The organism is Neobacillus camarae (assembly GCF_054950115.1).
On the sequence record NZ_JBUCKX010000001.1, the window covers coordinates 1,607,401 to 1,627,207 of the forward strand.

The 19,807-nt window shown below is 43.1% G+C and carries 21 protein-coding genes; 14 read left to right on the plus strand and 7 right to left on the minus strand.

Annotated features, from left to right (window positions below; translation table 11 throughout):
• Nucleotides 1–7: 7 nt before the first annotated feature.
• On the minus strand, nt 8–205 hold the full coding sequence (locus ACY8D0_RS07365; protein WP_462409825.1) for a hypothetical protein: 198 nt from the start codon (nt 203–205) through the stop codon (nt 8–10).
• 266 nt (nt 206–471) lie between these two features.
• On the opposite strand from ACY8D0_RS07365, the gene ACY8D0_RS07370 reads away from it, so the two are divergent.
• From ACY8D0_RS07370 to ACY8D0_RS07380, 3 genes are all read left to right on the plus strand, one after another.
• Nucleotides 472–1,191 carry a sigma-70 family RNA polymerase sigma factor gene (locus tag ACY8D0_RS07370; RefSeq protein WP_462409826.1) on the plus strand — a complete coding sequence of 240 codons (720 nt, stop codon included), beginning with the start codon at nt 472–474 and terminating at the stop codon, nt 1,189–1,191.
• Nucleotides 1,192–1,223: 32 nt separating this feature from the next.
• On the plus strand, nt 1,224–1,805 hold the full coding sequence (clpP, locus tag ACY8D0_RS07375) for an ATP-dependent Clp endopeptidase proteolytic subunit ClpP (protein WP_462409827.1): 582 nt from the start codon (nt 1,224–1,226) through the stop codon (nt 1,803–1,805).
• A 233-nt stretch (nt 1,806–2,038) separates the two neighbouring features.
• Complete coding sequence (locus ACY8D0_RS07380) at nt 2,039–2,176, plus strand: YrzI family small protein (protein WP_462409828.1); 138 nt, start codon at nt 2,039–2,041, stop codon at nt 2,174–2,176.
• Nucleotides 2,177–2,246: 70 nt separating this feature from the next.
• Here the strand turns inward: ACY8D0_RS07380 and ACY8D0_RS07385 are convergent, their stop codons facing one another.
• The 4 genes from ACY8D0_RS07385 to ACY8D0_RS07400 form a co-directional block, all read right to left on the minus strand.
• Complete coding sequence (locus ACY8D0_RS07385) at nt 2,247–3,341, minus strand: AbrB family transcriptional regulator (RefSeq protein ID WP_462409829.1); 1,095 nt, start codon at nt 3,339–3,341, stop codon at nt 2,247–2,249.
• A gap of 261 nt (nt 3,342–3,602) precedes the next feature.
• The gene (locus ACY8D0_RS07390; RefSeq protein ID WP_462409830.1) at nt 3,603–4,568 is read right to left on the minus strand and encodes a bile acid:sodium symporter family protein; all 966 of its coding nucleotides are present in this window, start codon (nt 4,566–4,568) and stop codon (nt 3,603–3,605) included.
• A 318-nt stretch (nt 4,569–4,886) separates the two neighbouring features.
• A complete protein-coding gene (locus ACY8D0_RS07395; RefSeq protein ID WP_462409831.1) occupies nt 4,887–5,279 on the minus strand; it encodes a GNAT family N-acetyltransferase in 393 nt (130 codons plus the stop codon).
• Nucleotides 5,280–5,340: 61 nt separating this feature from the next.
• The gene (locus ACY8D0_RS07400; RefSeq protein ID WP_462409832.1) at nt 5,341–6,429 is read right to left on the minus strand and encodes a C40 family peptidase; all 1,089 of its coding nucleotides are present in this window, start codon (nt 6,427–6,429) and stop codon (nt 5,341–5,343) included.
• Nucleotides 6,430–6,701: 272 nt separating this feature from the next.
• Between ACY8D0_RS07400 and ACY8D0_RS07405 the strand changes: the two genes are divergently transcribed.
• The 4 genes from ACY8D0_RS07405 to ACY8D0_RS07420 all read left to right on the plus strand — a co-directional run bounded on the left by ACY8D0_RS07405 (nt 6,702) and on the right by ACY8D0_RS07420 (nt 11,410).
• Nucleotides 6,702–8,699 (plus strand): acetoacetate--CoA ligase, encoded by a 1,998-nt coding sequence (locus tag ACY8D0_RS07405; protein ID WP_462409833.1) that lies wholly within the window; start codon nt 6,702–6,704, stop codon nt 8,697–8,699.
• A gap of 149 nt (nt 8,700–8,848) precedes the next feature.
• The gene (locus tag ACY8D0_RS07410; RefSeq protein WP_462409834.1) at nt 8,849–9,034 is read left to right on the plus strand and encodes a hypothetical protein; all 186 of its coding nucleotides are present in this window, start codon (nt 8,849–8,851) and stop codon (nt 9,032–9,034) included.
• 21 nt (nt 9,035–9,055) lie between these two features.
• Nucleotides 9,056–9,910 (plus strand): manganese catalase family protein, encoded by an 855-nt coding sequence (locus ACY8D0_RS07415; protein ID WP_462409835.1) that lies wholly within the window; start codon nt 9,056–9,058, stop codon nt 9,908–9,910.
• A gap of 153 nt (nt 9,911–10,063) precedes the next feature.
• A complete protein-coding gene (locus ACY8D0_RS07420; RefSeq protein ID WP_462409836.1) occupies nt 10,064–11,410 on the plus strand; it encodes a TrkH family potassium uptake protein in 1,347 nt (448 codons plus the stop codon).
• A gap of 449 nt (nt 11,411–11,859) precedes the next feature.
• Here ACY8D0_RS07420 and ACY8D0_RS07425 read toward each other — a convergent pair whose 3' ends face one another.
• Nucleotides 11,860–12,459, minus strand: a complete 600-nt coding sequence (locus ACY8D0_RS07425) for an NADPH-dependent FMN reductase (RefSeq protein WP_462409837.1) — start codon at nt 12,457–12,459, stop codon at nt 11,860–11,862.
• 243 nt (nt 12,460–12,702) lie between these two features.
• Here ACY8D0_RS07425 and ACY8D0_RS07430 point away from each other — a divergent pair, with 243 nt between their 5' ends.
• The 4 genes from ACY8D0_RS07430 (at nt 12,703) to ACY8D0_RS07445 (ending at nt 15,333) form a co-directional block, all read left to right on the plus strand.
• Entirely contained in the window at nt 12,703–13,557 is an 855-nt protein-coding gene (locus ACY8D0_RS07430) for a VOC family protein (RefSeq protein ID WP_462409838.1), read from the plus strand.
• A gap of 259 nt (nt 13,558–13,816) precedes the next feature.
• The gene (locus ACY8D0_RS07435) at nt 13,817–13,957 is read left to right on the plus strand and encodes a hypothetical protein (protein ID WP_462409839.1); all 141 of its coding nucleotides are present in this window, start codon (nt 13,817–13,819) and stop codon (nt 13,955–13,957) included.
• Between the two features lie 340 nt (nt 13,958–14,297).
• A complete protein-coding gene (locus ACY8D0_RS07440) occupies nt 14,298–14,633 on the plus strand; it encodes a hypothetical protein (protein WP_462409840.1) in 336 nt (111 codons plus the stop codon).
• Nucleotides 14,634–14,787: 154 nt separating this feature from the next.
• Nucleotides 14,788–15,333, plus strand: a complete 546-nt coding sequence (locus ACY8D0_RS07445) for a CBO0543 family protein (RefSeq protein WP_462409841.1) — start codon at nt 14,788–14,790, stop codon at nt 15,331–15,333.
• 7 nt (nt 15,334–15,340) lie between these two features.
• Here ACY8D0_RS07445 and ACY8D0_RS07450 read toward each other — a convergent pair whose 3' ends face one another.
• Nucleotides 15,341–16,045 carry a YoaK family protein gene (locus tag ACY8D0_RS07450; protein WP_462409842.1) on the minus strand — a complete coding sequence of 235 codons (705 nt, stop codon included), beginning with the start codon at nt 16,043–16,045 and terminating at the stop codon, nt 15,341–15,343.
• Between the two features lie 212 nt (nt 16,046–16,257).
• Between ACY8D0_RS07450 and ACY8D0_RS07455 the strand changes: the two genes are divergently transcribed.
• The 3 genes from ACY8D0_RS07455 to ACY8D0_RS07465 all read left to right on the plus strand — a co-directional run bounded on the left by ACY8D0_RS07455 (nt 16,258) and on the right by ACY8D0_RS07465 (nt 19,743).
• Nucleotides 16,258–17,085: a GNAT family N-acetyltransferase gene (locus ACY8D0_RS07455; RefSeq protein WP_462409843.1), complete on the plus strand. Its 828-nt coding sequence runs from the start codon at nt 16,258–16,260 to the stop codon at nt 17,083–17,085.
• A gap of 694 nt (nt 17,086–17,779) precedes the next feature.
• Nucleotides 17,780–18,520 carry a TerC family protein gene (locus ACY8D0_RS07460; protein WP_462409844.1) on the plus strand — a complete coding sequence of 247 codons (741 nt, stop codon included), beginning with the start codon at nt 17,780–17,782 and terminating at the stop codon, nt 18,518–18,520.
• Between the two features lie 179 nt (nt 18,521–18,699).
• A complete protein-coding gene (locus ACY8D0_RS07465) occupies nt 18,700–19,743 on the plus strand; it encodes a DUF3231 family protein (RefSeq protein WP_462409845.1) in 1,044 nt (347 codons plus the stop codon).
• Nucleotides 19,744–19,807 lie beyond the last annotated feature (64 nt).

A 19,807-nucleotide genomic window follows, 5' to 3' on the forward strand; every position in this document is an offset into this window, starting at 1 on the left:
TCCCGTTTTAGAAAACTCTGTTTAATCCTAATAATTTAGATAAAAAGGTCTGGTTTTTATCGGTAATTTTAATTTCTTGCATATTTATTTTCTCTTTGTTTTCATGAATCCATCTTTTTAGTTCTTGTTTGTCTCTGCATTGTGTATAATATGTTTCTCCACCCTTACCTAGAGCATTGACAACATATCTACAAGTTTTCCCCATAATGCCCACCTTTAATGTGTAATGTTATTCTACATGGAATTATAACAGGCTTTAAAAAATAGTCCATCGTTATTTTTTATCAAATTCAGCCAAATTTTTGAAGTTGTCTTATATGTAGAATTCCTTATGAAAAGGAACAAACACGAATTGGCTAAAATCATATAGAAGTATGAATAGCATGTACGGCAAAAAAATTTCGTTACCCCATATCTTTTTACCATCTTTGTATCGTTTATATAGCAGAGAGTGCAAAAGGAGTGAAAAACATGTCACAGCAATGGAAACGATGCCTCCTTGAGGATAATAAACGTCCCACAGGAGAGCTGGATGACCCGTTTTGGCAGGAATCATACCCGAAACTTAGGCGCTACTGCCGGTTCTTAACCCAAAACGAATGGGATGGGGATGATATTGCGCATGAAACATACTTGAAGGCGATGAAATATCAGAATCAGCAGCAAAAGCTCACAACGGCTTTAATCAATAAAATCGCCTATCATCATTGGATTGACCAATTAAGGAAAAGAGGCAAAGAGACGATTTTATCCGAACTGCCGGAACATTCCATAAATAAACCATCCGAAGCAAAAGCGGATTCAGTTGAATTGCTCGTTCATCAATTTACGCCGAAACAAGCGGTGATTTTTTTCCTAAAAGAAGCGTTTCACTATCAAAACAAGGAAATTGCTGGCCTTTTAGGGACAACGGAAACGGCGGTAAAGGCAAACCTGCATCGAGCAAAAAAACGGCTCGAAAAAGCCCTTGAGGGGGAGGAATCCTTTCCTGTCGAGACGTTTTGGAATCCGGAAGAACAGGAAATCCTGAGTGAATTGTTCACTGAATCCTTGGAAAACCAAGACCCAGCAGTTCTGATTGAAAACTTGCCATCGATCACTTGTATAATTGACGCCCCTTGTATGATGGAAATCGGTGCGATTCCGGTTCCAAGATACTCTCCTTCAGGCACTCTCTGTATGGCGGCATAGCCGACTTATTTTCTTAAAGGAGGAGTACCAATATGAACACGATTCCTTATGTTATTGAACAAACCAACCGCGGTGAACGGTCTTATGATATTTATTCACGCTTGCTCAAGGACCGGATTATCATCATCGGCGATGAAATCAATGATCAATTAGCCAATAGCGTGGTGGCCCAATTATTGTTTTTGGAGGCAGATGCACCGGAGAAGGATATTTCCATTTATATCAACAGTCCGGGCGGGTCCACTTCAGCCGGTTTTGCTATTTTCGATACGATGCAAATCATTAAGCCGAACGTACGGACAATTTGTACCGGAATGGCGGCCTCGTTCGGAGCGATGCTGCTGTTGGCAGGAGCAAAGGGCAAACGGTATGCCCTGCCGAACAGTGAAATTATGATTCACCAGCCCTTAGGCGGGGCAAGAGGGCAAGCAACCGAAATCGAAATATCCGCCCGCCGCATTTTAAAGCTCAAAGAACATATAAACCAAATCATATCCGACCGCACCGGCCAACCAGTAGAAAAGGTGGCCAAAGATACCGACCGGGACTACTTCATGAGCGCCGAAGAAGCAAAAGACTACGGCATCATCGACGAAATCCTCCATCCCAAATGAAAAATAACGAAGACGGGTCTATACAGACTCGTCTTTTTACCGCATTAACGCGCCGGGGGCCTGGCCCCCGGCACGTTAATGCGGTACTGTACTGGGGGACTGTCCCTACGCCTAAAGTCTGAGCTGCGGATGAGGCTAATTGGTTAGGTGGTTTCGTTCTTTAACAGGATTATTATGGAGTTTAATTTATCTATAATGAAGTTGGAAATAGAAATAAAAGGAGTGGAAGAAGGATGACTCTCCATCTTTTATTATTGACGGTGACGATTAATAAAAGAAGAATCACTACTACAGAGGCAGCTAAGCAGGAACGGATTGAAAAACTCTATGATGAATATAAAGACAAACAGATTTCGTTGTATCAGTTTTAGTCATGACGGTGGATGATGTTGTAGAATAGAGGGTCGTTCATGCCATGCATGAGCGACCCACCTAACTTCTTTATTTTGCCGTACGTTTAGCCGCCAGCCTGAAAAACAGCCGCAATAGGGGCGGTACCGCAAAATAAATGAAAAACAGCCGAAATATCTGATAGCCGGTTACCATTGAAAGATCGGCACCCACCTCGTGAGCGAGAATGCCCATTTGGTCCATACCGCCTGGAGCCACACTCAGAAAGCTGGTCGAAGGGGTCAGTTGACCGCCGTATACGAGCAGGTAACTTAAACCTAAGGAAACCAAAATCATCATCGCTCCGCTAATCAATGCTAAACTAATAATCCGGGCTTTATGCTCCAATTTTTCCGGTTTCAGCAGCAACCCAATATATCCGCCAATCATAAATTGCGAAAAGTCCAAAACAGTTGGACTCAATACTGGACCTTGCACACCCGCTAAATTAAAAAGAGCCGTACCTAAAATCGGCCCCAGCATAAATGGGGTAGGGAACTTTAACTTTTTGGCGATAAAGGCAAAAACAACGCAAATCACCGCAAATAAAACAAACATAAGTGCAGCTGGTCCGGACTGACCAACCGACTGAACGACATGCCCAGAAGTTCCTGGAGCAGCGTTATGAAAGAACGGCCCGAAGATTAAAAACGGCACCAGAAACACAATCATCATCAATCGTGCCACTTGGAGAAAAGTCACCGTCGTGATATCAATTCCTTTGACTTCCTCAGCAAAGGTAATCATCTGAGACAACCCACCGGGAATACTTCCTGTTAAGACGGTAGGGTAATCCACCCCCGTAAGCTTAGAAACCAGCACCGCGATCCCTGCACAGAACGATACAAGCAAAACCGTCATGATCAACATCGATGGCAGCTTGGCGAGGATTTGTACCAGAGCAGGCTGTGTAAACGACAACCCAATCGAATATCCAACAATAATTAACCCGGCATTGCGGATCCAGCTTGGCCAGTAAAACGGGATTTTCTTTGAAAAGCGGGAACCGATGAAAACAACGGTCATTGGCCCAAGCAGCCAAGGAATCGGAGTATGGAGGAATTGAAAAATAACGCCGCCAATCACCGCAGCCAAAAAGGTGAGAAGAAAGCGAATCTTTTTATCTTGTGGATCAATGAAATTCATGATAACCCTTCTATCTATAAAATGTTCAACATTTCTATGTTACAATGTACTATTTTACCACGCTATGTATGATGAGAAAACCAAGGTGCTCTTAATAGATAATGGGATGCACAGATGGGGATATATTTTATAAGTGGACCATCCTTTACAAAGTGTAATTTAGTTGTTAGATATTCTGACAATTTCATAGATTTTAAATGAGGAGTCATATAAAATAGGTACAACAAAAAGCATCTCCCCGAATTGGGAAGATGCTTACCCTTAAGCACTAAGGTTGTGTTCGTCTTTGGCGCTCGTTTTACCATCTTTCATCCGCCTGAAAATCGTGGCCAAAATCGGGCCTGAGATATTATGCCACACGCTGAAAATGGCACTTGGTACAGCGGATAGCGGAGAAAAATGAGCGGAAGCAATGGCGGCACCCAAACCGGAGTTCTGCATGCCCACTTCGATGGCCACTGCTTTTTTCTTCGATAAGTCCATTCCAAACATTTTTCCAAAGAAATAACCGATCAGGTAACCCAAACAGTTATGCAGGACGACGATGGCAAAAATGATTAATCCCGTTTTGGCAATTTGCGCTTGGTTCACGGATACGACAGCCGCCACGATAGCCACAATACCGATAATTGAAACCAGCGGCAGCACTTTGACACTGGCCTCAGCTTGTTTGTTAAACAATTTTTTAATGACAACCCCAAGAACGATTGGAACAATCACGATTTGAACAATCGATACAAACAAACTAGCCGGATCGACAGGAATCCATTCGCTGGCCAATAATAAAATGAGTGCAGGCGTTACGATTGGCGCAAGAATCGTGGTACATGAAGTAATCGTAACTGATAATGGCACATCCCCTTTGGAAAGGAACGTCATAACGTTAGAAGCAGTCCCCCCAGGGCAGCAACCCACTAAAATAACCCCAACAGCAATTTCCGCCGGAAGGTTAAAGCCTTTGGCCAGTAAAAAAGCAAGGCCCGGCATAATGATAAATTGCCCGAGAACCCCAATGATGACATCTTTAGGGCGCCGAAAAACCTCTTTGAAATCCGCACCGGATAATGTTAACCCCATTCCAAACATAATAATTCCCAATAACAGAGAAATGTGAGGCGCGATCCACGTAAATGCAGATGGCGAAAAAAATGCGAGCAGGGCAAAAACGAGTACCCAGACGGCAAACGTATTGCCGACAAATTGACTGACTTTTTCTAAAACCTTCATTTTGCTACACCTTCTATAAAAAATATAGTATTGCTGTGAAGTATTATAGGGTATTTTTTTAATAAACACAATAGTTCGAATATTAATTATTTTGAAAAACGAAATTTTTATAGAATTTAGAGGATGATAGAAAAGAGGAGGAGAGAAGAAAAATTGTAAGGACAGGAAAGCCATTCATGACTAATGAACTGTGACAATCCGAGGCATTTTTCTAAATAATAGTGAAGCAAATTTAGAGCGTGCTTAAAACACCATCCTGTCTAAAGACAGTGGCTCTAACAAAAGAGATGGGTGTAATGAGGGGAAACACCCCTCACACTACACAGCCAAATTAGGGCTGTTTTCCTTGTCATCATCTTGGGCAAGGCTTTGTTCATATTTGCTTAAAAATTCAGCTGTCGCTTCATCCGGTATCATAGGAAGCTCAGGATAAAGTTCCTGTATGCCTCTCACAATGCGTTTGCCGAAGCCTTGGTTACGGTGTGAGGGGTTGACACATACATGGGTGACTTGAACCAGATTTTCCTCCAGCTTTACACCAATCAATCCTATGAACCCTTCCTGCTCCTTCCAAAGAAATAACTGGCGGTCCGGTTCTGTTTCGTATTCGTTCATGGTCGCAAGCAGCCGGTCTAAATCCCTATGTTCAGGGAAAAAAGATAACAGTCCCATGCCAATTTTCCGATAAGTGGATTTATACTTTACTAACATAAGGATCCCTCACTTAGTAACATTGTAAAATTCATCAACTCTATTAAATGAACAGCAAATGCTAAATACGCACAACAATCCCTTTAAATTTACTTTTCCAGTATCCGGTTGACATATCGGCAATCGCCACCCCGGTGGAACTTTGCGAACCGATAAATTTTCCATCCCCCAAATAGATTCCTACATGGCCATCTTTCTTATATGTATCAAAGAAAACGAGGTCTCCCGGTCTCATCTCGCTCTCTGATATTTTTCTTCCGCCATTTCTCATATCGGAAGTGCTGTTGCCCAATTCAATACCTGCTTGAGCAAACGCCCAGCGGACAAACCCCGAGCAATCAAATCTCCCGCTGGCAACATCGGCTTCCGTTCTGCCGCCGCCAAAGGTGTACTTGGAGCGGCCAATATACTTTAGACCTACAGTGGTCACGATATGTACATAGTCTTGGGTCGCTATGTTTGGTTGAATCTGCGGTTTCTCTGGCAGCTTTCGTGCTTCCTGTTTCTTCCTTTCTGCTTGTAACTGTTGGGTTAACAGGCTGTATTGGTTTTGCTGCGCGGCCAACTCGGCCTGAATGTTTTGCAGCTGGGCTGCTTTGGCCATCGCTTCTTCTTGTTTGGTGACAAGGGTGGTTTCTTTCTTTTCCAAATTTTTTAGATCCGCATCCTGTTGCGCTAAAAGTTCTTGGTCCGCTTTGATAATTTTGGAAACGGCACCTATTCTCGCTACGAGCTCACTGATACTTCCGGAACTAAGCAGGGCATCCAGGTAGGAAACATTGGTACCGCTTTGCTGATAGACTAGTGCCCGTTCTTTTACGAGAGATGACCGCTTTTCGGTTTTGTCCCGTAAATCGGCAATTTCCGTTTGCAGCTGTGGAATTTGGGATTGGATAGATTCTACCTCATGATTTGCAGCTGTCATTTTTTGATTGTTCTCATCCATCGTCTGATTTAAGACGGTCACTTGCTGGTTGATCGCATCAAGGCGGGTGATGACTTGTTCCTTATTTATTTCGCCAGGCTCCTCTAATAGTTTCTGTTCTTGTATATGGGAGAGTTCCTCCGCATGCGCTAGCGAAGATGATAGCGGCATATAAACGGTAAACAGTATGAAAGCGAAAAGCAAGACGGCTAGTTTCCTGATCATTCCTATCACTACTTTCCTATTATAGACTAAATGAGATGAAAATACTAAATTTTCTAATTTTTCAGTACAAACGGTAGTATAACATGCTATTTTAACAGGACTGTAATAGGAGAATTACAGTTTGATATCAGAGGTATAACAGTGTGAAAAATAACTGTAAGAAAATTCGGTTTTTTACGAAAAACAGGAGGAAAATGTGATTCCCGACTCGTATATGGTTAAAGTGTATGGATTAATGGCTAACACAATCATGGACAGATGGGGGAATGAGAATGAAGGTGGAAAAAAGTGAAGGGAAGCTGTTATGGGAACCTTCGCAAGATTTTCAGGAACAATCAAGGTTAAGGCAATTTATGAAGTGGCTGGAGGAAACAAGGGGACTTTCCTTCACCACATACGAAGAATTATGGAACTGGTCTGTTACGAGTGTGGAAGGGTTTTGGTCTGCTGTCTGGCATTTCTTTGAGGTCCAGGCAAAAACCCCCTATGAGGAAGTATTAACTAACCGAACCATGCCTGGTGCTAAATGGTTTCCCGGGGCAGCCTTAAATTACGCTGAACATATTTTTCGAAATGAGGTTCCGGAAAAAACGGCGATTATTTTTCAAACAGAACTCCGTCCACAAGGGGAAGTAACGTGGTCGCAATTAAAGAAGGATACGGGTGCTGTTGCCGCTTATTTAAAAGCTTTGGGGGTGAAACCTGGAGACCGTGTCGCCGCTTATGTTTCCAATATCCATGAAACCATCACGTCCTTCTTGGCATGCGCCTCAATCGGGGCGGTTTGGTCTAGCTGTGCACCGGAATTCGGCATCATGAGCGTCATCGACCGGTTTAAGCAAATCGAGCCAAAGGTTCTGTTCGCAGTGGATGGATATCGTTATGGAGGAAAGGATTTTAACCGGATTGACGTATTGAAAAAAATCCAGTCAGAATTACCGACACTCAAACAAACGGTGGTGATTCCGCATTTATCACCGGATCCTGCGATCGGGGAGTTAACCAACGCAGTTCTCTGGAAGGATGTTTTGGGGCAAAATCAAGATAGGCCGCTATCCTTCGAGCCGGTGTCGTTTGACCACCCGTTGTGGATTTTATATTCGTCCGGCACTACCGGGAAACCGAAGGCGATTGTCCAAAGCCAAGGGGGCATCCTGCTCGAGCACTTGAAGCTAAGCTGCCTGCAAAAAGGATTGACGAGTGAGGACCGGTTCTTCTGGTACACGACGACTGGATGGATGATGTGGAATGTAGTTGTAAGCGGTTTATTATCCGGAGCGTCCATTCTTTTATTCGATGGAAATCCTGGCTACCCGGATTACGGGACGCTTTGGAAATTTGCGGAATCCACGAAAATGACGGTGTTCGGGACCAGCGCAAGCTTCATTACCTCCTGTATGAAGGAAGGATTAAGGCCGAAAGAGAAATTCGACCTGTCTCATTTAAAAAGTATCGGATCGACCGGTTCGCCGCTCCCGGTGAGTGGATTCGAGTGGGTATATGAGCAAGTGAAACAGGATTTATGGCTGTTTTCCACCAGCGGCGGCACGGACCTGTGCACCGCGTTTGTCGGCGGCTCGCCGTTGTTGCCGGTTCATTCCGGCGAACTGCAGGCGCGCTCGCTCGGGGCTTCGGTGAAGGCCTTCAATGACCAGGGCGAGGAACTGACAGATGAAATAGGCGAGCTGGTCATCACAGAACCCATGCCGTCGATGCCGATTTATTTTTGGAACGATGGTGACGGGGAGCGCTACCGCAGCAGCTATTTTGATGTTTACCCGGGCATCTGGCGCCATGGCGATTTTATTAAAATCACGTCACGGGGAAGCGGCATTATCTACGGGCGGTCTGATGCGACCATTAACAGGGGCGGAATCCGGATGGGAACGAGCGAAATTTACAGTGCCCTTGAAACCATACCGGAAGTTTTGGACAGCCTGGTGGTCGATATTCCGGTTACCAGCGAACAATCCTATATGCCATTGTTTGTGGTAGTCAGACAAGATGCCCTGTTAACCGATGAGGTCAAGCAGCGAATCAACCAGGTCATCCGGCAAAACTGTTCGCCGCGGCATGTCCCAAATGAAATCATTCCCGTCGCTGAACTGCCGAAAACATTGAACGGCAAAAAGCTCGAAGTGCCGATTAAAAAAATATTAATCGGCACACCAGTTGAAAAAGCTGTCAATCCAGGCTCACTGCTAAATCCGCATACACTGGAATTTTTTACGGAGTATAAAAAACAATTGGACACAAAGTTCGGTAATTAAAGACATTTATATGAAAAAGCGTGTGATGGCACGCTTTTTTATTTTGTATTTTTCCTGTACTTTTTGTAATGCTAAAGGGGGAAGTTAAAATTTTTCTGTAAAATACTAACTCCAGCTGAAATGCCACAATATGCAAAGGAGGATGAAACATGGAAAAGGAAGAAAAAAATCTGCCCCAAGAGTATGGCCAAGAAGTGAAGGGACAACTGAACAACACAAAAGGTCAAGATGGGCAGGCATATACAGAGGATAATGATATTCAGACCGACAGTGTGGTCATCATTGGACACGGGGATCCCAATCTGTCCCCGGATGCTGGAAAACCTATGATCTAAACAATAAAGGAGACAATGTGAATGTACTTTTACCGAGAAGACTTAATCAACATGATTGTTCCCGATAAACCGGACCCGGAAGCAGCCAAGGTGCTGCAAGAAACATTGGGGGGACGCTTTGGCGAGATGCGCACGATGATGCAGTTTTTCTTCCAAAGCTCCAACTTCCGCGGCAATGCCAAGGCTTACCGTGACCTCATTCGCGGCGTGTTCCTTGAGGAAATCAGCCATGTGGAACTGGTGCAGACCACCATCAATCAGCTTTTGAATGGTTCTGGAGAAGAAGCGGTTGGTGCAGGGGGAACGGAAGGGGCCCCGTTGGCGGATGCCATCAAGCACGCGAACCCGCATCATTATATTATGGGCGCCCAAGCCTCACTTCCTGTCGATGCTTACGGGAACCCTTGGAACGGAAACTATGTTTATAGCCACGGGAATCTAATCAGCGATTTATTGGACAACGTGGTTTTAGAGTCCACTGGAGTATTGCAGAAATCACGGATTTACGAAATGAGCAGCAATAAAACCTTCCGGGAAACATTAGCCTTCTTGATTGTGCGCGATAATGCGCATCAGAATGCATTTGCCAAAGCGCTCGAGACACTTGGCGTAAATTGGGGAAAAATTTTTCCGGTTCCGAACTATGACATCAATAAATATCCGGAATGCCGCAAATATGTCGAAATGGGCTTCCATAATGCCCAGTTTAATTTCCGCCTGGATGAAACCCTGATCGGGCAAATATTCCAAGGGGAATCGCCAAGCAGGGATAGCGGAACGCTTCAAGTTGTACCTCCGCCACAGGGATACCCCGTACCCGTCATGCCGGAAATGCCAAATGAGCATAGCCCTGGAATCCATGATTTAAATGCTTAAATAACCGCTTGCAAAGTGCCTGAATCAAGGGCACTTTTTGTTGTTTTACGGCTTTTTTTAAAAAAAGAGAATATATTTACAAATCGAATTCCCAGGAGTAAGATTAGTTCATCATTAGCCCCAGGATTAATTTTCCACGAAGGAGAAGACATAATGGACGTGTTAAATAAACGGGGAAAAATCATTCAATTGCACCCGGCGCAAATTCTGGTGATCGGTTTTGGGACCCTGATTTTATTAGGCACATTATTGTTAATGCTGCCCATCTCGACAGTAGAAAAGGGGAGGGGCCTGCATTTCATTGATGCATTGTTCGAATCCACCTCTGCAGTTTGTGTAACCGGGTTGTCGGTCGTGGATACCGGAAGCACCTTCACCCATTTCGGGCAAATGGTCCTGCTGTTTTTGATCCAGGTTGGCGGGTGGGGATTTATGACGATTGGTGTGTTTATGTTCGTTCTCCTTGGAAAAAAAATCGGATTGAAAGAACGATTGCTCCTTCAGGACTCTCTGAACTTTTTCACCATATCCGGGGTAGTAAAATTGGTACGGCGGATCATTCTGATTACTTTTATTGTGGAACTTACCGGTTTTCTCATTTTAACCATCCGTTGGTCGTTCGACATGCCCTTAAGTAAAGCGGCTTATTACGCGTTATTCCACACCATTTCCGCGTTCAATAATGCCGGTTTCGGTCTCGAACCTGACAACATGAGCCAATGGGTGGGAGACCCTGCGGTAAACCTTGTCATAACTTTGCTGATTATGATCGGGGGTATTGGTTATACCGTCATATTGGATGTTTGGCAAAAACGCTCGTTTCGGAAGCTCTCGCTTCATTCCAAATTGGTCCTGTCTATTACCGGAATTCTTCTAATGGCAGGTTTCCTGGTAATCCTGCTTGCAGAATATCATAATCCTGCCACCCTGGGAAAACTGAACTGGAGCGACAAACTATGGGCTGCCTATTTCCAGTCTGTTGTCCCGAGAACCGCGGGGTTCAATTCCATTGATATTGGTCAGATGACGTTATCTTCATGGGTGTTCATAATGGCCTTGATGTTTATCGGGGCGTCGCCGGGTTCCACCGGAGGCGGGATTAAGGTCACAACCTTTGCAATTATCATTCTCGCGTTTTGGTCATTCCTGACGGGAAGAGGCAATGTAAATATTTTTAAAAGACGAATTTCATGGGAATTGGTCAACAAGGCAATGGCCATTGGAGTAGCCTCGATAATTTTCATGTTTATCATCTTTTTTATTCTGACTTTTACGGAAAAAGCGGGTATGGGCGCTCTATTGTTTGAAGTGATATCGGCCTTTGGAACCGTGGGGTTAACCACCGGTTTGACGCCACAGTTATCACCGGCAGGCGAATTGTTAATATCCTTATTAATGTTTATCGGACGGCTTGGACCCTTAACATTGGCCTTTGCCTTATTGAAAAATCAGCCAGAACCTAAAGTGAAATATGCAGAAGAAAAAGTACTACTGGGATAGAAAAAAACGCACACGATGAAGTGTGCGGCCAGGCTGTCGAACTCTCGGCAGCCTATTATTTTATTCATTTGATTTAAATTTTATTGCGTTAATTGGCTATAATTTCATTGACATACAGGCAGCTCTTTCTACTGACTGCCACAATATGAAAAAGAGGGCAGAAAACTTGGTAAGGTTAAAACAAGTTTGTTGATATACTTAAAGTCAAGTTTGCCCCCTGTTGATTGGAGCGGAGGGCACTCGACTCCTGCGGGATAGAGAGGTCACTGGAAACCCCGCAGGCGCTTTCAGCACCGAGGAGGCTCCAGGACCTCACCGCGGAAAGCGAGTGTCCGGAGCGGAAATCAACAGGACTACTCGCAGGGACAGCCGTTTAATCGGATATTTATAATCGGATAAAAAAATTGCCGAGAATAATATACTTTCTCGACAATCTTACGGTTTATTTTTTATCGAATTGTTTTCAAAGCGCCGCTCCATGAGAGGACTTCATCGAGCATGGCATTGACATTGGTAAGGTGCAATTCAGCTGGTTTGAATTCTGAGCCGTTTTCGAAATCAGTAAACAAGGATAAAGTTGGATGTGTTCGGACATCGGCAATTTTTAATTCGCCGCAAATTCCGCGCAGGTGTTCAGCCGCACGTGCCCCACCTGTTGACCCATAGCTTACAATCCCTGCAGCCTTGTTGTTCCATGCGTCACGGGCAAAATCAAGGGCATTTTTTAATGCGCCTGTAATGCTGTGGTTGTATTCTTGAACGATAAACACGAATCCATCTAGGCTTGCAAGTTTTTCATTCCATTTTGCGATTCCAGGTTCTGTTCCATCCGTTGTGCCTAAGAATGGAAGGTTAAAATCAGCGATATCTACGATTTCATAATCTGCATCAGCACGGCTGTCAGCGATTCCTTTTACCCATTCGCCAACTTGAGGGCTAACGCGTCCCTGGCGTGTGCTTCCTAAAATGATACCGATTTTTAATTTTGGATTAGTCATGGTTATATCCTCCTTAGTTGTTTGACCAAATAACTTGTTCAATAACCCCATATGATGTCCCTCCTGATGAATGTATAAAAAATATTTATTTTAAGAATGTTTTGAAATGAAATATTTTTAATTCAAGATAAACATCAAAAAAAGAGATTGCAAAGTTATCGGATTCGTTTATCTTGAAGCAAAATATTTTTAATTCGAGATAAATGATAATATACTAAAAGGAGAATGTCAAGTAACTGAATTAGATTTAGGAAACATGAAAAAATAACATCAATACTAGAAGGGAAGAGAACAATGGAAAAATTCCATAAGAGTCCAAATATATTTGTTGGGGAAGTCAATATCAAAGTAAAGAATCTGGAATACTCGACAACGTTTTATCAGAATGTCATTGGCTTAAAAGTCTTAGAAAAAACAGACAGGAAAACGGTGTTAACCACAGACGGCAAAACAGCCCTATTAACACTCGAACAGCCTAATGATGTCATTAGTAAACCGCAACAGACAGCTGGTTTGTACCATTTTGCGATCCTGCTGCCAACCCGTGCCGATTTATCCGTCTTTTTACGTCATATACTCGAAATTCGTTACCCTTTAGGTGCAGGGGACCACTATGTAAGTGAAGCTTTGTACTTAAATGACCCCGACGGCAATGGGATTGAAGTATATCGGGACCGTCCTTCATCGGAATGGACTTGGAAGAATGGTTTGGTTGATATGGCGACAGAGGAAGTGGATGCAGAAGGGATCTTGGCGGAAAGCAATGCGGAATGGAACGGTTTACCAGCAGGTACTGTCATGGGCCATATTCATCTTCACGTTTCCGACTTGGCTGCATCACAAGAATTTTATACAAAGGGCCTTGGATTCGACATTGTCAGTCACTACCCGCAGGCCGTATTTTTATCGACTGGAGGATACCATCATCATATCGCCATTAATACATGGCAGGGGGTAGGTGCTCCCACTCCGCCGAATAACAGTGTCGGACTGAATTGGTATACACTGGTATTTCCGGATGAAGCGGCAAGAGAAAAAGCGGTCCAGCGGTTAAATAGCCTGCATGCACCGGTTGAAAAAAAGGCTGATGATTATGTAACTAATGATCCTGCTGGCAACAAAATCCGATTGGTTGTTGGGAATCATTAAATTTTCAGTAGTTTGGTCACTGATTTATCAGGGGCCATTTTTTTATGTCTAGCACACATTTCGGAGCAAAAAAAAATCCGGAGCTTGTCCGGATTTCAGATATTTTTAATTAAGGGGGGTGTTCGGTAACAAGAATTATATTACACCCTAAATATGAACAAACTATGACCAAAATTTTAAACATCTTGGTACAGACGGTTATTTTTTTAAAATGTAAGCAAAATATAAGGGCTTGCTAGTGATGAAAAGGAGGATTCTGATGCCGAAGAAAAAACAAACACCATCACCGGAAGTGGATCAAAAGGAACTAATCAATGACAGGGTCCAGTCCCTCAGGGAAAACAACTTCGAACGTGACCATGTCCGCCGCGGCACTCCCAATGGTGCAGATGGACAATAATTTCCTAAAACGAAGGAGAATAGGCTCCTTCGTTTTTTACATGCATGAGTATAACGGTTGTAATTAATGAAAAAATTAAAAACAAAGAGTGCTTGAGGTGAAGGTATGGAAGAAAAGCAAAGGGAATTCTTAAATAAATTCCATAGCCAGATGGCAGAAATGAATCGTTTGGAAGGAGATTACTGGAGATAAATTGCAGATTTTGGTAACTGGCAATTTTGGGTGAATGTTGTCTTACTGGTGCTGCCATTAATCATTTTAATCATTGCCATTGACCGGCGCAAAATTTTTCAAATTTTATTCTTCGGTTTTGTCATACACGCTGAATTATCCGGATACAATGGCGGTTGCCAAAGGCGTCGTAACCCATGTATATCCGTTGCTGCCGACTTTCAATGTGAATTTGTCAATCAACACATCCGTTATTCCTGTCATTTTCATGCTGGCGTATCAATACGGGATCAATAAAAACAGAAATCTTTATCTGGTTGGGCTGGCAGCCAGTATCATGACAGGGTTGATATTGGCTATAATCTCAAAATCATCCGGCTTTTTAGAACTTCACAAATGGATGAAAGTTTGGTTTGTGTTTCTTACCGATTACTTAGAATTTATTATGGCTTATTGGCTCACATCCTTTTTTTTATGGTTAAGTAATAATAGGAATACTAGATAGTGAAAACACAAGGAAAAGATCTCTCCATCCAAGTTAATGGAGATTTTTGTATGTAAATTTGAAAAAATGAGTGATTGGAAACGACCTAAAGGATAAAGTCCAGTGAAGCGTGGTGATGGTGATGATTGCTGAAACAATTGGGGTACTTTTGATAATGATTATAGGCATTATAGGGTGCTTATATTTCATTCGCTTCAATTGGAAACGCTATGGCTTAATTTTTATCATTAGTGTCGTTTCAGTTAATCTGTTGTGCTATCTCTTTACTTATGTAGGTTTCTATTCTTTTCCATACAATGCCTTGCACGATCACCTGCTCATACCGTATGGGGTGACTTCCACTGTATTTCCGTTTTTGACGTTAGTTGGAGTCAGGTATAGCCCCGAAAAATGGGTCTGGAAGATCCCATTTTATTGGGCCATCGTCCATCTCGGTGTCCTAGGTGAAGTCATCTTAAAGCATTCGGCCATTTTCAGGTTTGAACCGGAATGGGACTTGTGGGACAGTTACACCTTATGGTGGATCTACTTTTTATTATTTGAACTCCTTGGCGGAAAAATTGTCCCAAATGAGAGTCGAAAACCGCTCTGTTCCGACTTGTTTAGATATGGAAATGGGGCATGGGTTATTTTCCATCTCATTGTGATTACCACGATTTTCCTTGCTGGAGTGTACGTTGGCGTAACCGTATTTAAATAAGGGTAATCTATTTTTGCGCTGCTGGCTTTCGGTAAAAACCTTTATCCCGATGATACAACACGATGGCAATAACCAAAATTCCGGAAGCAATCCAGATCGATGTGTTGCCTATATAAGTGGTGGAAAACGTTCCGCACATAGCACCAAATACAAAAGCAAGGATAATGACAAAAAAGTCGATAAATTGTTTTTTTGCCTCCGGATTGTTCTCTTTGACAGCCAAATAGGCAGCTTGGGTGGCCGTACGGAGGTTCCCAGTTGTCATCGTGGAATTGTATCCCCATTTGTCAATTTTGTTAAATGTAGAAATTTGCAAGGAGGAAACAAAGCCAATACACACGGTGACCACAATATCGGGCATGCTGGCTGGCATGAAGCCGACAACGATTGAAACGAGACATTCCAAAATAAGAATCGACCGCCGGTAACTATAAACGAGTTCCCTCACATGGGGAATCTTCACGATTTCCGCTACTAATACCCCCAAGATAAAAGCTACGATTGGTGGAATATATTTCAAGGTTTCTTTCCATTCACCGTTAGCCGCTTCGACGGCAAACAAGACCATGTTTCCAGTCTGGGCATTGGCAAACACCCCGTCACGGCTAATAAAAGTATAGGCATCCAAAAAGCCGCCGACGATGGCCAACAAACCGCCTAAATAGATCGAATTCGAATGTAATGAGGGGATGGTACTGTATTTTTCTTTCATGGGTTGTTCTCCTTAAAGCCAAAGGTATCAATAATATTTGATAAAAGTAAAATGAACATTCCTGGTGACAACTGGATGGGAATCTTGAACAACGATGCGCCCATCCAAATGGCAACTTCCTAAGGATAAGACGATATTAAATTTTTTTCAAGAAGGAATGTCACACCTTAGGAAGAATAAAATAAAGGATTACATAAAGGGGGAGAAATAATTTGTTTACTAAGATAGAATTGTCCGATATAAAAGCGCTTCAGGAGGCATGTGAAAGGGAGGGAGGCTTCCACCTCAAACTCAATTTTGAAATGCTGGAGAGCCGTGCGCAAAACCAAAACGATGACTACTTGCATTATGAAGAGGGGAAACTTGTTGGGTTTCTAGGCTGCTATTATTTTGGAAGTAAAGTCGAATTGTGCGGAATGGTGCATCCGGATTACCGCCGGAAAGGAATCTTTTCCAATCTGCTGGAGAAGGGATTGGCGGAGGCCAAGAGACGGGCGGCACAGGAGATTTTATTAAACGCTCCAACAAGCTCGTTAACCGCAAAGGAATTTTTAAAAACCATTCCATGTGAATTTTCGGTTGCAGAATATCAGATGCAATGGCATGACACAACATTGCTCGACGATTCCTCCATTACCATAAGGCCATCAGTTTCCGAGGCGGATTTGGAGTCGGAGATCCAGCTGGATGTGTTGGGGTTTGATGAGGATGAAGCGTCTGCACGGGAGTTTTCCCAAATAATCCGCGAGAGCAGCCAAGACCAACGGATGTTGATTGAAGCAAACGGAAGGGTAGCCGGAAAAATCCGTGTATCTGAATCCGATGGGGAAGCGTGGATTTATGGTTTTACCGTATATCCCGAACTTAGAGGAAAAGGGATCGGAAGAAAAGCGTTGTCTAAAGTCGTCGCCATGGAACAGAAAAAAGGATTGCCTGTTTTTTTGGAAGTCGAAGCAAGAAATGCCCATGCACTTGGTTTGTACGAATCATGCGGGTTTAGAAGCTATCATTCACAAGATTACTACAAATATCTCGGGTAAAACTGACCGGGCAAAATAAGCAGCATAAATGGAGGGAAGGTGAGGACACCTTCCCTTTTGCCAACCTATCAGAAATGAAATCTGGTCTTCGAGAATTGTCCAGCTTTAGCGCCGCAGCAGTGAGATTCCTTCGCTCTCCTCCCTGTCATATGGCGCTTGCGCTTTTCTTAGTTAGGAGCGTTGAATTGTAGAGGTATTGAAGTTTTTAATCATTTTTTGCAGGTTTCTGTGTCCCTCTCTTAATTTGATTGTCTCTTCCAGGATTTTTTGAAATCCTTCGAGATCACGGTCCGTGGCATTTAACAAGGTTCTGGGGATACCTTCGACAATTTGTTGGAGGGATATTTCCATGCTTATTACATACCGCCTTTCACTTTTGGTTTAGACATCTGTAAGCGTCTCCTTTTACTATTTATCGGAACAGTGGGATTTTCCTGCTGTTTTACCGCAAAAATTTATCCTCAAATCTCAACAGTTTTTTTCATTTCTTTATGCATTTTGTCAGGTTTCTTCTAAATATGTAGGAGAAACAAGAAGATTCTAGGGCGGAAGATAGAATAACACTAGCCCAATGACCTATAGACCTAGATGAGTATAGGATGGAAATCGAATAAGGAAGGAACGACAATGAGAGAATATTGGCGAGTGCTATTTGTTTAGGTACATAAAAGATACGACTTCTTAGGGGGATTTTATGGAGATCTCGATGCTATTGGAGTACGGCTGGGTCCTGGTGATATTAATATTTTTAGAAGGATTGTTATCTGCAGACAATGCTCTAGTGCTGGCGATTATGGCGAAACATTTGCCCAAGGACCAACAGACGAAAGCGATTAATATGGGGCTGCTAGTTGCATTTGTGTTTAGGTTCGGAGCTATCTTCATCATTTCCTATCTCTTTGATGTTTGGCAAATCCAGGCCATCGGGGCCGCGTACTTAATTGTCATTTCTTTAAGGCATTTACTAAAAAAAGACCACAAAAACCATAAGAAAAGGGGAAGAAGTTTTGCTGTGACGGTCATGCAAATCTCTTTGGCCGATATCGCTTTTGCGGTGGATTCTATTCTGGCAGCTGTGGCTCTGGTGATTACCCTGCCCGAAACACCGTTTGTTCAATTCGGGGGAATGGACGGGGCACAATTTATCGTGATTTTGATTGGGGCTATTTCGGGCTTACTCATCATCCGGTTTGCGGCAGGTTTTTTTGTTAAGATTTTAACAAGACGGCCCAGTCTAGAGACGGCTGCGATGTTGATCGTGGGCTGGGTGGGGGTCAAGCTGTTGGTCCACACTCTTGCGCATCCTGCCCTGAATAGGATCTCCCATGATTTTGTCGAGGGTCCCGTTTGGAATGTGATTTTTTGGACGGTCATGCTTCTTATCGCCATAGGCGGATGGTTTTTATCAAAGGAGAAAAAGCTGGCGGCCCATTAAGAGTTATTTTCACTCAGAACCTCTTTTTACGAGGGAATGGCATGCATGTATATTCTTACAACGTGGTCACCCAGCTCACTGGAAGGTCCGCTTTTATGGAATTGTAATATGCCCAAAGTAGAATATATTTTTACACGTTGAAGAAAATAAATGTAAATAAAGGGTAAGGGGATTTATGAATGGATTTGATTAAACCGATCAATATTAATGCCAGCAAACTGACTCCCGATAATCCGATGACGGCTGTAGAGGTCGGAAAAATGTGGGCAACCTACGTGGGGAATAGCATGTCAAACCGAATATTGAGTTATTACCTGCGAAATGTGGAAGATGAAGACATTAAAACATTATTGGAAAATAGTTACAACCTTACGATTGATTTTATGGAAAGAATTAAAACCTTCTTCAATAAGGAGAACTTTCCGATTCCAGTCGGCTTCACAGAAGAAGATGTCAATCTGGATGCACCAAGGTTGTTTGAGGATGAATTTTATGTTCATTATTTAAAATATGCAGCCAAAGCGGGCCTCAGTTTATATGCGGTGGCGGTACCATTGGCCATGAGGGAAGATGTACACGAATTCTTTATTCATTGCAATAAGTACACGACGATTCTTTTAGGACAGATTAATAATATTTTAATGGAAAAGGGGTACATCATCAAACCACCGGAAATCCCCGTCCCGAAAAAAGTGGAATTTGTAAAAAAACAAGGTTATATGAAAGGCTTTATCGGTGATGTACGCCCATTGCATGCAATGGAAATCACGCACCTTTACGATAATATCGAAAGCAACTGTGCCAGTAAAGCGTTACTGGTGGGTTTTAGTCAGGTGGCCAAAAATGAAAAAGCAAGGAATTTCTTTTTAAGAGGAAAAGAAATCACTCAAAAGGCAGTGGAACATTTTAGTGATGTCCTCAATCACGACCATCTGCCCGCTCCTTCCCTGATTGACCATTTAGTGACGGATTCCACGGTTGCGCCGTTTTCAGACAAGCTGATGGTGTTTCATAAAATTGATATGTTTAATATAAAAATCAGAGCCTTTGGCAATTCATTATCATTGAACGGACGAAGAGATGTCGGATTGCTCTACTTTAAATCCATCGCAGACGTCACCCTATTTGTCGAAGACGGGGCCAATATCATGATTGAAAACGGCTGGATGGAAGAACCGCCGCACGCCGTTGACAGGGACCATTTATCTGCCAAACAAAATTAAAAGGACTTTGTCGCATTAAAGCGGTGGGGGACAGGCCCCCACCGCTTTAATGCGACAAAGTGTT

Excerpts from the sequence above, each read along its gene's own strand:
- ACY8D0_RS07365 (WP_462409825.1), bottom strand. The coding sequence starts at position 205 with ATGGGGAAAACTTGTAGATATGTTGTCAATGCTCTAGGTAAGGGTGGA.
- ACY8D0_RS07370 (WP_462409826.1), top strand. The coding sequence starts at position 472 with ATGTCACAGCAATGGAAACGATGCCTCCTTGAGGATAATAAACGTCCC.
- clpP (WP_462409827.1), top strand. The coding sequence starts at position 1,224 with ATGAACACGATTCCTTATGTTATTGAACAAACCAACCGCGGTGAACGG.
- ACY8D0_RS07380 (WP_462409828.1), top strand. The coding sequence starts at position 2,039 with ATGACTCTCCATCTTTTATTATTGACGGTGACGATTAATAAAAGAAGA.
- ACY8D0_RS07385 (WP_462409829.1), bottom strand. The coding sequence starts at position 3,341 with ATGAATTTCATTGATCCACAAGATAAAAAGATTCGCTTTCTTCTCACC.
- ACY8D0_RS07390 (WP_462409830.1), bottom strand. The coding sequence starts at position 4,568 with ATGAAGGTTTTAGAAAAAGTCAGTCAATTTGTCGGCAATACGTTTGCC.
- ACY8D0_RS07395 (WP_462409831.1), bottom strand. The coding sequence starts at position 5,279 with ATGTTAGTAAAGTATAAATCCACTTATCGGAAAATTGGCATGGGACTG.
- ACY8D0_RS07400 (WP_462409832.1), bottom strand. The coding sequence starts at position 6,429 with ATGATCAGGAAACTAGCCGTCTTGCTTTTCGCTTTCATACTGTTTACC.
- ACY8D0_RS07405 (WP_462409833.1), top strand. The coding sequence starts at position 6,702 with ATGAAGGTGGAAAAAAGTGAAGGGAAGCTGTTATGGGAACCTTCGCAA.
- ACY8D0_RS07410 (WP_462409834.1), top strand. The coding sequence starts at position 8,849 with ATGGAAAAGGAAGAAAAAAATCTGCCCCAAGAGTATGGCCAAGAAGTG.
- ACY8D0_RS07415 (WP_462409835.1), top strand. The coding sequence starts at position 9,056 with ATGTACTTTTACCGAGAAGACTTAATCAACATGATTGTTCCCGATAAA.
- ACY8D0_RS07420 (WP_462409836.1), top strand. The coding sequence starts at position 10,064 with ATGGACGTGTTAAATAAACGGGGAAAAATCATTCAATTGCACCCGGCG.
- ACY8D0_RS07425 (WP_462409837.1), bottom strand. The coding sequence starts at position 12,459 with ATGGGGTTATTGAACAAGTTATTTGGTCAAACAACTAAGGAGGATATA.
- ACY8D0_RS07430 (WP_462409838.1), top strand. The coding sequence starts at position 12,703 with ATGGAAAAATTCCATAAGAGTCCAAATATATTTGTTGGGGAAGTCAAT.
- ACY8D0_RS07435 (WP_462409839.1), top strand. The coding sequence starts at position 13,817 with ATGCCGAAGAAAAAACAAACACCATCACCGGAAGTGGATCAAAAGGAA.
- ACY8D0_RS07440 (WP_462409840.1), top strand. The coding sequence starts at position 14,298 with ATGGCGGTTGCCAAAGGCGTCGTAACCCATGTATATCCGTTGCTGCCG.
- ACY8D0_RS07445 (WP_462409841.1), top strand. The coding sequence starts at position 14,788 with ATGATTATAGGCATTATAGGGTGCTTATATTTCATTCGCTTCAATTGG.
- ACY8D0_RS07450 (WP_462409842.1), bottom strand. The coding sequence starts at position 16,045 with ATGAAAGAAAAATACAGTACCATCCCCTCATTACATTCGAATTCGATC.
- ACY8D0_RS07460 (WP_462409844.1), top strand. The coding sequence starts at position 17,780 with ATGGAGATCTCGATGCTATTGGAGTACGGCTGGGTCCTGGTGATATTA.
- ACY8D0_RS07465 (WP_462409845.1), top strand. The coding sequence starts at position 18,700 with ATGGATTTGATTAAACCGATCAATATTAATGCCAGCAAACTGACTCCC.